General features: G+C 40.0%; 9 protein-coding genes and 2 pseudogenes. 2 read left to right on the top strand and 9 right to left on the bottom strand.

All coding sequences use genetic code 11. From position 1 onward, the window contains the following. Positions 1–60: 60 nt before the first annotated feature. The 9 genes and pseudogenes from zwf to VB713_RS27840 all read right to left on the bottom strand — a co-directional run bounded on the left by zwf (position 61) and on the right by VB713_RS27840 (position 8,769). Positions 61–1,590, bottom strand: coding sequence for a glucose-6-phosphate dehydrogenase (zwf, locus tag VB713_RS27880; protein WP_323314729.1), 1,530 nt, complete (start codon positions 1,588–1,590; stop codon positions 61–63). Positions 1,591–1,686: 96 nt separating this feature from the next. After that, positions 1,687–1,935, bottom strand: coding sequence for a hypothetical protein (locus VB713_RS27875; protein ID WP_416242491.1), 249 nt, complete (start codon positions 1,933–1,935; stop codon positions 1,687–1,689). A gap of 297 nt (positions 1,936–2,232) precedes the next feature. After that, on the bottom strand, positions 2,233–3,282 hold the full coding sequence (gene fbp / locus VB713_RS27870) for a class 1 fructose-bisphosphatase (RefSeq protein ID WP_323314728.1): 1,050 nt from the start codon (positions 3,280–3,282) through the stop codon (positions 2,233–2,235). Between the two features lie 451 nt (positions 3,283–3,733). After that, on the bottom strand, positions 3,734–3,946 hold the full coding sequence (locus VB713_RS27865) for a hypothetical protein (RefSeq protein WP_323314727.1): 213 nt from the start codon (positions 3,944–3,946) through the stop codon (positions 3,734–3,736). Positions 3,947–4,065: 119 nt separating this feature from the next. Next, positions 4,066–6,108 (bottom strand): annotated as a pseudogene (nrdJ, locus tag VB713_RS27860) (ribonucleoside-triphosphate reductase, adenosylcobalamin-dependent); the annotation flags it as partial. Between the two features lie 247 nt (positions 6,109–6,355). After that, a pseudogene (gene nrdJ / locus VB713_RS27855) lies at positions 6,356–7,582 on the bottom strand (ribonucleoside-triphosphate reductase, adenosylcobalamin-dependent); the annotation flags it as partial. A 215-nt stretch (positions 7,583–7,797) separates the two neighbouring features. Further along, on the bottom strand, positions 7,798–8,154 hold the full coding sequence (locus tag VB713_RS27850; RefSeq protein WP_323314726.1) for a hypothetical protein: 357 nt from the start codon (positions 8,152–8,154) through the stop codon (positions 7,798–7,800). A gap of 16 nt (positions 8,155–8,170) precedes the next feature. Continuing rightward, complete coding sequence (locus VB713_RS27845) at positions 8,171–8,560, bottom strand: hypothetical protein (protein WP_323314725.1); 390 nt, start codon at positions 8,558–8,560, stop codon at positions 8,171–8,173. Positions 8,561–8,601: 41 nt separating this feature from the next. After that, on the bottom strand, positions 8,602–8,769 hold the full coding sequence (locus VB713_RS27840; protein WP_323314724.1) for a hypothetical protein: 168 nt from the start codon (positions 8,767–8,769) through the stop codon (positions 8,602–8,604). 391 nt (positions 8,770–9,160) lie between these two features. Here VB713_RS27840 and VB713_RS27835 point away from each other — a divergent pair, with 391 nt between their 5' ends. Beyond that, positions 9,161–10,021 carry an Rpn family recombination-promoting nuclease/putative transposase gene (locus tag VB713_RS27835; RefSeq protein ID WP_323314723.1) on the top strand — a complete coding sequence of 287 codons (861 nt, stop codon included), beginning with the start codon at positions 9,161–9,163 and terminating at the stop codon, positions 10,019–10,021. 153 nt (positions 10,022–10,174) lie between these two features. Next, positions 10,175–10,481 (top strand): pyridoxamine 5'-phosphate oxidase family protein (locus VB713_RS27830; RefSeq protein ID WP_323314722.1); only part of this gene is annotated, 307 nt, incomplete at its 3' end.

Raw genomic sequence — 10,481 nt, 5'->3', positions numbered from 1 at the left:
TACCCATTACCCATTACCCATTACCCATTACCCATTACCCATTACCCATTACCTAAATATTTAGAGTCTGCGCCAACGGCGACCATCTTGGTTAATTAAGAATTCTGCTTCTGCTGGTTCCCAAGTACCGGCTTCGTATTGAGGAACAGTGAGAGGATCTGCGGGTGCGTCCCAAACGGAAAGTGCTGGTGTGACTACTTGCCAAGCTGCTTCCACTTCGTCTGCCCGTGTGAAGAGTGTTTGGTCGCCCATCATACAATCAAGGAATAGGCGGTCATAGGCATCAGAAGTAGCTTGAATACCAAAGGAACCGTAACTAAAGTCCATGTCAACGGCACGAGTACGGAATTCCGCCCCTGGCATTTTCACGTCAAACCGCAAGGAAATTCCTTCATTTGGTTGAATTCGCATCGTCAGAATGTTGGCGTTGGTCTGTTGGGCAGCAGAGGTAAACATTCTGGAAGGAACTTCGCGGAAGTGGATAGCAATTTCACTGACCTTTTTCGGCATCCGCTTTCCAGTTCTGAGGTAAAAAGGAACACCTTTCCAGCGCCAGTTATCTACTAGAAACTTCATGGCTACATAGGTGGGTGTGGTGGAGTCAGGATTAACTCCTGGCTCGTCGCGATATCCTGGTACTGGTTGTCCTTTCATCCAGCCAGCGCTATACTGCCCACGAATTGCCGAACGTGACAGATTATGAATATCAGCTAGACGAGTAGCCTGTAGTACTTTAACTTTTTCTGTGCGAATACTGTCAGCATCCATAGCGTTGGGTGCTTCCATTGCTGTCAAGCAGTAAAGTTGCATTAAGTGATTTTGCAACATATCTCGCAGTGCGCCAGCGCTTTCATAGTAGCCAGCCCGGTCTTCTACGCCGACGGTTTCGGCTACGGTAATTTGTACATGGTCAACAAATTGGCGATTCCACAAAGGTTCAAAAATGGCATTGGCAAAACGGAATACCAGCAAGTTTTGAACGGTTTCTTTACCTAAGTAGTGGTCAATGCGGTAGACTTGGTTTTCTTTGCAATATTTCTGCACTATTTGGTTGAGACTTTGGGCGGAGGATAAATCTCGTCCAAAGGGTTTTTCAATCACCAAACGATGTTTGTAGGGATCTTCTAGCATTCCTCCGCTGCCTAGTTGCCTAATAGCTTCGGGGAAGAAGTTGGGTGCAACGGAAAGGTAGAACATCCGGTTGCCCCGTGTTCCCCGTTTTTCGTCTAATTCAGTTAATAAGGTTTTTAGTTTTTGGTAGCTTTCTGGGTCGTCTATGTTACCAGGACAGTAGAACAGACCTTGGGAGAAGTCTTGCCAGAGTTCCCCTAATTCGACACTGCTATGAGCTTCTTCCATGCCCTTCTGCATTTGTTCACGGAAGTATTCATGGCTCCATTCTCGACGTGCTACACCGACAATGGTGGTTTCTGGGGGAATACGTCTTTCTCTACGTAATTTGTACAGTGCTGGTACTAGTTTGCGCCAGGTAAGATCTCCAGAAGCGCCAAAGATAACTATAATTTGGGGTTCGGGCATCCCTTGCTGTTGTAGACCAACGCGTAGGGGATTTTCTAGCAAACTGACCATAACAATTTAGGATTTTAGATTTTGGATTTTGGATTGGGGAGGGAGGTAATTGGTGATTGGTAATATTCCTATTAGACATCTCCAATTACCAAACCTCTATACTGGTGACAATAGCTTGATTTTGCCTTCTAAAGAGTTCATTAGTGACTGGAAGGGCTGGACAAATTTGTCAATACCTTCAACGAGTAGTTCGTCCATTAGGGCTTGCCAAGCATTAGTGATGGTGATTTTCTTGTATTCTTGGTAGACTATCTTGGCATTTGCGATCGCTATGTCCCGGCTCAAATTATCCATCCAGATACTCTGACCGTATTGTTTAATCTCTAATAAATGATTGGTTGCCATAACTATTTTTTAACTCCTAGTTAACAGTGTTCTTGGTGAAGTTGAGAAAGTTCCTCAGTTGATGGCAGCTTTTATATTTGGCATTAACCAACTGAGATGAATCTTTAAATTCACAAACAAACATTGCTAGTCCTACATTCCCATCCCTAACTGCCAATTTTGAGTTTCATTACTGGTCTATCCTAGTACCGCAGGGCGGAAGTCAAAAGTCAAAACGAAGACAGCATAGGATTGTCGGAGATTGAGAATGGTTGGTTTATTGACACCGTGCTGTACTAGACACTTTTTAAACTGCCTCTAATGACCATTTTGAATAAAAGACTCGACTTTAGCCACATCTTTTTTACTACCAATAATTAGAGGAGTACGTTGATGTAGTTTTTTCGGAACTACGTCCACAATCTCCACTAATCCTGTAGTTGCTCTACCTCCAGCTTGTTCAATCACAAATGCTAAAGGCGCAGATTCATAAAGTAGGCGCAACTTACCTTCTGGTTTTTGCAGTGTGCCTGGATACAGAAACACACCACCTTGAACTAAAATTCTATGAATATCACTCACCATCGCACCACTGTAACGAGCGGTATAACCTTCAGTGCGATGAACATAGCGAATGTATTCTCTAATGGATTCATCCCACTGCCAGAAGTTCCCTTCATTAACGCTGTAAACAGAACCGTGGTCAGGAATTTTGATATTTTCTTCTGTCAGAATAAATTCCCCTAAACTGGGATCAAGGGTAAAGGAATGAACACCCTTACCTATAGTATAGACCAGCATTGTACTTGGCCCGTACAGTATGTATCCAGCGGCAATTTGTTTGTGTCCGTTAGTCAACAGGTCAGTGGCTTTACCATCGCTATCGTTTCCTTCCTGTTGACGGATGGAGAAAATCGAACCTAAGCTAAGATTAGTATCCGTATTAGATGAGCCGTCAATTGGGTCATACAGCAAGGTATAACGACCAATAGGACAGTTTTCTGGAATATAGTAGGGATTTTCCATTTCCTCGGAAGCAAGGCGACAAACTAAGCCACTTTGCTTAAACACTGAGATAAATACGTCGTTGGCGTAGACATCCAATTTTTTAACAGATTCTCCCTGGACGTTAACTTCTCCAGTAAATCCCAGAACGCCTTCCATTAAGCCAGCATTACTCATGCGACGCGCCACAAGTTTACCAGCCAATGCAATACGATTCATCAACGCACTTAAATCCTGTGCGTCTGCGGAAAAACTTTGCAATTGCTGGAGTACATGACGGGATAAGGTTGTACAATCACGATCTAGGGCTTTATCTGTAGCGTAGTTGACGGACAAATCTAAAGATTCAGAGGTTTGAGCCATTTTTGTTATTCCCTAGCGTTTTGCTTCTGGGTTAGTTTTCTCAATGGCGATTTTTGGTCGCTACCTCTATCTTAGAAAGGTATTTTGATAACTAAAGATTGATTTTAGATAAACTAAAGAATTGAAATCAGGACTTAGGCAAAACATAACGAAAGTAGCAGTAATTCATGAATTATTGCTACACAATAATCAGGCTTTTGGTTACATTTTGCTTAATTCATATCAGTTTTTATTCATTAATTCATTATCGGGAAATACTGAGAGTGAAACCATTGCTCGGTTGCAAATGTCTTGTTTACCATTCCCTGAAGTTCAAATGATTCGTCTTGTTCTTTACTAAAGATACTTAGTTAATTGCTTGACGGTATTGCTATGGTTTCAAACCTGCTTGATTAAAATGGCAACTGCTATATTAACCGTTAACGTTTAACAGTTAACGGTTAAGAAAAGGTTAATCAATTGAAATTTGTTGAGGGCCAGAGGCTTTACCATTCTGAAGCCCAGAAGTAGTGGAACCGCTGGAACTAATATGTTGGTCTAGCCAAGTTTTAACAGGATCATCTGTGAGGTTAAGTCGCAGCACTCCAGAGAATAACCCACCAAAAAATGAGACTGGGTGCTGGGTAGCTTGTTTAAAGATGGGGGACAATTCATCTATGAACATTTAAATGTCTCCTGGTATTGCTGTAAAAATTACTATTTCTTAATCAATCGTAACTTGGAAAATGATTTCATAGGTAAGGAGATAAGGGAGATGATTTTTCTTCCCTATCTTCCCAATCCCTATGAAGTTGGTTGTTGATCAGGAAACATACATTTATCAGAGTCACAACCGCTGGGGCCTGCGTCTGTTAATTCTCCTAAATCGTAACGACTTAAAGCCGCACAAAAATCATCTGTTTGTCTTCGTGCTTTGACTTCTTGAGACAAGTATTGATATGTACCTTTGTCTATGGGTTCAAAGGGTAAACGAGGGAATGATTGTAAATCATCAAATCGTGCTAATAAAGCCGCAGAAATGTACCCTTCATCGTTTTGAATGGCTTCATAGATGCGTGTTCCTAAGGTTTCTACTTCCTCAGAACGCAGTTCTATGGTGGCACTTGTGTTATGTGCTGTGTAAAATTTCTGTACTTGCATGACAAAATCTAATTGGGCTAAGGCGGAGAACTTAGACACATCAATTACATCAGCACCGGGTAAATCTGCCCAAGATACAGCGACGGGTATTTCTACTAACCATTCTGTACAACGGTAATCAAATGGGTCATTTAGTAAGTTGCCGTTTTCGTCTTTGTCAGATTGGGAAGGTATGACGTTGTAACCATAGTCTATGCAAGCTAGGGCTACGGGGTCATTTTTGCGGAAGGTGATCCGACGAATGAATCTTTGGGCTTTGGGAGGATGCCATCCGGGAGACGCTCCTGTTAAGAGGGATTTGGTGCCGGCTGGCTGAACCGTAGTACAACGATTGGGACGTTTAATGTTATGGCGATCGCAATATTCCCACACAACTTTATGAACTACATCTTTCCAGAAGCTGAGATATTTTTGTTCGCCGCGTTTGAAAACCAGTCCTGCGGGGGTTTCTGGTCTTCCTGCTTCCCACCAGCGTAACCAATCTGTCCCAAAAGCATGAACAAAGAAGTCAAATAAACCAGTGAAGGAAACACCAACAATAGGATCTAATTCCCGGCTGTATTGATAGCGGGGTTCGAGGAATTGGTGATTTAACAGCGCGGCCACTGACAAAGCACCTGCGGTAAATGCTTCTTCTTGTTCTTTGTAGTTGTCGGGATCAAGTTGGTTTAAGTGTACCTCCGAAAGATTACAGTTTCCAGTTAAAGTATTACCAAAAACACCTTTATGATATTCCGGCTCATTGAAGCAGTAAGTATCATGTAATCCTGGTAGTTGTTCAACACTTTTCACAACTTGCCATTTACCTTTACATTTAGCGTCTGTACCTTTACTTACATCTAAACGTTGACAAGGAATCTCGCCACAGTCAGTTATTTGCAAGTAGTATAAATCTCTACTTCTGATTCCATAATTAGTGACTGCCCCTTTATGAGCGCAAAGATTTACAGATGAACGAATACCGCATTTAGTTAGTAGTAACTGCACTCGGTATGCTCGATCATAGTCAGAGATATATATTCTGATCCCGTTGTTCTTTGTATTTGAGCCGTCTGTGTCTGCTAAACCAGCGATAAAGTGCAGAATTGCTTGACGGTTCCAACTAGCAATACCGTTCAGTGCTGCTGAATTTGTTTTTAGGCTTTTGAGAAATTCTCCCGAAAAACCTAAATCTGTAACATCTGTAAAAGTGGGTAAGTAGTCATAATCTCTGATAGGAGATTTATTTCCTGAGAGATTTAAAACAGCTTTCTTTTCATACAACCTAACTTTGGCGTTATCTTTTTTATCGGTTGTGCCATCTCCTACAGCTACTCCTAAAGTGTAGGCATAACTTAGATCGATATTTAATCCATCTTCGTACTGAATAGTAAAAGGTTCAGTATGAATAGCATATCGACTAGTATCCATCAAATCTTTTGTTTGTACTTCTTGATAGACTTGCCCAAATCTATCTTTAACAAAAAAGCGATGATATTCAGTTGCATCTACATAAGAACCATCTCCAAAGCGCACGCGATAGAGAATACGAGAAGCACCGGTTTTAAATGGTTGGACTTGGCTCCAGTTTTTACCGTTCCAAATTTCAACTTCAGAATCGACAACATCCTCAATTTTGTGCATTCCATCTTTAGTAATGAGCAGAGTATCACCACTGACACAATGGAAGTTAGCACCAATAATTTCCAGTTTTGTTATCCTAAAGGCTCTTTATCCTCTAGTTCTAGTGCTTCTTATTCACACTAGCTCGGAGTACATTTTCTACAGTTTCCTGTAGTCCGGCACTCGTGGAAGTTTTTTATTCTCCTAAGAGGTTCAACTTCTACTCTCTACAGTGTTACAGGCTCTTTATTTCCTGCAATTACCTCGGTATTAGCATCTCAGCCTTCACCGATTTTGCCAGATTTTTTACGTGAAGCAAGTATTAAAAAGTACCACACGGGTTTAAACCATATCTACCCAAACGATGCTCTAATTCTTGAGCATTAATACCTGGGTGATGTTCTTCTATCCATTTGTTAGCTTTTCCCTGATCATAAGCTTGCAAAAAGTCTTTTTTCAGTTCTGGTGTATTTAGTAAATCAGCATTAGCTCTAGCGACAGCTTCACCAGCCCATTGAATTGCCCCTTCACCGCTGTAATATTGTTTACGTACAGCCGCAATGGATTCTTCTAGAGTGGGTTTGCGATGAAATACTCTGGTATGGTTGGCCATTCTCAGAGAATCGCGCTCTGGATCTATATGCCAGTTGCCTTCTGTGTTTTGTTGCCATAAGTTATCTTTAGCAGCCGCGCCCTGTTCATCTTCAGAAACAAACTGACGAATCCCCGCGCTTCTACGTATATTACCAGCAACAATTGTTACCGCTGCTTCGTCAATTAATAAACAGCATTCAACTGAGTTTAATTGTCTGCCTACAGCCTTATTGAGAATAGAGGCACAACGCTGATACAATCCAGGTAATTTTACAGGATTAGCCATACCGCCAAAGCCTTTGAGGGTTTCCCCAGATTGACGCACGTCGCTAATATCTACAATTACTTCCACGTCACCTTGAAAGCGGTTATCGGTGGAGAGTTCTAAAAGGGTTTGATAGGATTTTACCCAACCTTCCCTACTGTCTCCAACGTGGATAGTCGCGGTGTTAGCTTCTATATGGGTTTGTGTATATTCACGACGCTGTTCTTGAGGAGTGCTGCCAATTTCACCTATGACAGTGATATTTAGGCGATTACGGATAGGAGGCAGTTGATTAATATATTGTGGTTCAATGATGGCTCCCGTGCCACAGCCCATCATGGCTAGATCCATCATTAAGCCAAAAGCACTCCAATCTACTAGGTTAGTAGAGGTGCAGTTATAAGCGCCGGAGAAGTTTTTGGGTTTGGTTAACCAATTTGTGCCACCAACCCACATCCAACGCCCACTGGGAAGGGCTTTCATGTTACGCTGCATCTTATCTAAAATGGCAGCTTCTTCACGGGTGAGTTTTCCTAGTTCGACTAAGCCTTTAAGAGTGCGATCGCACACCTGATCATAACTCTCCCTTAAACCTGCCTCTGTACGGCGGCTGTAAGTTCTAAAAAACACAGGATTGGCTGCTGGGGCAGATTCGGGAAAAGATGCACTCTGACGTTTACGTTCCAGTTCTTGAACCATAATAAGGTCTTGTTGCTGACTAACAAATTAAGACTATAACGCCAAGTAGTTAGAGGATGGAAGATTGATAAATTTACCACTTTGCGCTATGTCTTAGTTTGTGTAAATTATAACTATATTTTAGCCTCAGTATAAAACCCTGACTGTGTGCCAGGGTTATAGATCATAAAGGTTTTATCTATCATTTTTATCAAAAAAGCTTATACATCGTACTACTAAGCATTTATAGCTAGTAAAGATTCTAATTCATTGATATCTGTTACAACTTTACGTAATTGCTCACTGAAATAGATAACTTCATAATTAGGTGCAAGTTCTTTTTGCAGTTGCTTCCACAGACTAATTCCTTCTTGTTCAAAGGCTGCTTCTGCTTCTGGACTCAAATCTGGTGAATTACCAGGATCTTGCCAATTTAATGTGGCACTATAAGCAGTTGCCCATTTTCTCAAATGTTTAATGGTTTCTTGTCTGAGGGGAAGTCTTGCTGGGTCAATGTTACCAACTTTATCAGCATCTGCCCACCATAAAGGGTCGCACCCATAATCAGCCATTAGTTTAATTTTTATTGCCATAGCTACTACGGTGGAATTATGGTAATGAGGCTGGATTAGCTCCAACTATATAACCATTATCGCCTACCGTCACTGCTATATACTGCTTTTTTCCATTAAAATTTACTTCATATATTTCTCTTCGAGGTTCTACTGTTCCTTGATAACCAAGAAAAATTCCACTGGCTACAGCAGCTATAACAACATCGGCGATTTCATCTTCAGAGATTCCACGTTTGGCGAAGTCTTCTTGATGTCTGTCTAAAATGTGTAATAATCCGCTTCCTGTTTTTCCAGGTTTTCCTTCTTCTAAAAATATGATTTTGCCATCTGCTTGTTTAGCAATCTTTACTATTTTTTCAGGAGTATGCTTAATGCCAAGTTGGGAAAGTTCGGAAATCAAGGCTGATTTTTCATCGCTATCCATTTTTTATCCTTAAATTGGGGTGTTTATTTAACTAAACTTTGTCAAGTGCGATTCCGAAATCGTGCTTCGCTATCGCACACCTGATCAAAACTTTCTCTTAAAAGAGCCTCTGTACGGCGGCTGTAAGTTCTAAAAAACCCAGGATTGGCTGCTGGCGAAGATTCGGGAAAAGATGCACTCTGACGTTTACGTTCCAGTTCTTGAACCATAGTTCAACCATAGTTCGGTTTTCTTGCTGAATTAATTACGAACTAAGACTATAACGCCAAGTAGTTAGAGGATGGAAGATTGATAAATTTACAACTTTGCGCTATGTCTTATTTAGTATTAATTGTAACTATATTTTAATTTCAGTACAAAACCCTGACTATATGCCAGGGTTGTAAAGTCTCGAAGTTTTATCGTTCAGTTTTTCTGAAATAGCTTATATGTGTAATCTAGAAATTCCCATTCAAGTGAGGTACAAAAATTCATAATTAAACGCAGATAAACGCAGATAAAATATTTTGTATAATGATATAATATGCAACAGTTTTATATTTAATTGTTACCAAAACGGAATCCTGCCTTCATTAACAAAACAAATCGGGAATTTAATTAATGCGTAGAGACTCTATTTTTTATAAACTCTTCCAACAATATCCATTTGTGTTATTTCAATTATTGGAAAACCCACCCCAAAATGCAGAATTATATAAATTTGATTCTGTAGCGGTGAAAGAACCTAAATTTGAAATTGATGGCGTTTTTTTACCTCCAGAAAGTGAAACCAAAGGTACAGTTTATTTTAGTGAAGTGCAGTTTCAAAAAGATGAACAACTGTATGAACGATTATTTGCGGAATCTCACTTATATTTCTACCGTAACCGTCATAGATTTAGTGACTGGCAAGCGGTTATAATATATCCATCTCAGAATATAGAACAAAGTGATATTTCTCCTCATCGTTCTTTGCTTAACGGCGATCAAGTGCATAGAATATATTTAGATGAGTTGGGAGATATTCAACAATTACCTATATGGGTAGGATTAATGGTACTGACGACTTTAAAGGAAAGTCAAGCACCAGCAGCAGCCAGGTATTTGTTAACAAAAAGTAATCAAGAATCATCATCAAATGAGATGATTTTAGAGATGATTACTACAATCATGATGTACAGGTTTGAAAATCTGACTTTGCGGGAGGTTCAAGTCATGTTAGGAATTTCATTAGAAAGAAGTCGTGCTTATCAAGAAATTAAACAAGAAGGAAGACAAGAAGGAAGACAAGAAGGACTTAAAGAAAGTGCTTTAAATTTAGTTATTCGACAGTTAACTAGACGTTTAGGAGATTTACCGGAGGAAGCAAAAAATAATATTGCTCAGTTATCTTTGAGCAATTTAGAAAATCTTGGTGAAGCGTTGTTAGACTTTACCAGTTTACAAGATTTACAAAGTTGGTTAAGTCAAGTGCAAGATTAATTTATTACTGTTCAGATCCCCGAATTTTAAAGATAATTCAATGATTTATTCAATATTGATAGAAGTCGGGGATCTCAAAAATAGTAGATTTTAAATTATAATTATAGAGCTAATAAATCAAAATTAAATTACAAAAATATCACAGTAATAATAATGTCCATAGCACCTTGGCGAAGTCTTATTACTCGCGCACTACACAAAAACCACAGTCTTGTTTATTCCCGCTATGTACAACTTGCAACGGTGCGAGAAAATGGTCTTCCTGCAAATCGCACTGTAGTATTTCGTGGTTTTCTAGAAGATACAAACCAGCTAAAATTTATTACAGATATTCGTAGTGAAAAAACTGAACAAATCCTAAAACAACAAGCAGCAGAAGTTTGCTGGTATTTTCCCAACACCAGAAGACATCTCCGAAAACTGTCAAACTCCTACTATGAATACTTTTTGGAAAGCGATT

Source organism: Anabaena cylindrica UHCC 0172, assembly GCF_034931625.1.
In the GTDB taxonomy this organism is placed as follows: domain Bacteria; phylum Cyanobacteriota; class Cyanobacteriia; order Cyanobacteriales; family Nostocaceae; genus Anabaena; species Anabaena cylindrica_A.
Note: the sequence above shows the minus strand (reverse complement) of the source record. Positions and strands in the feature narration are given on the sequence as shown.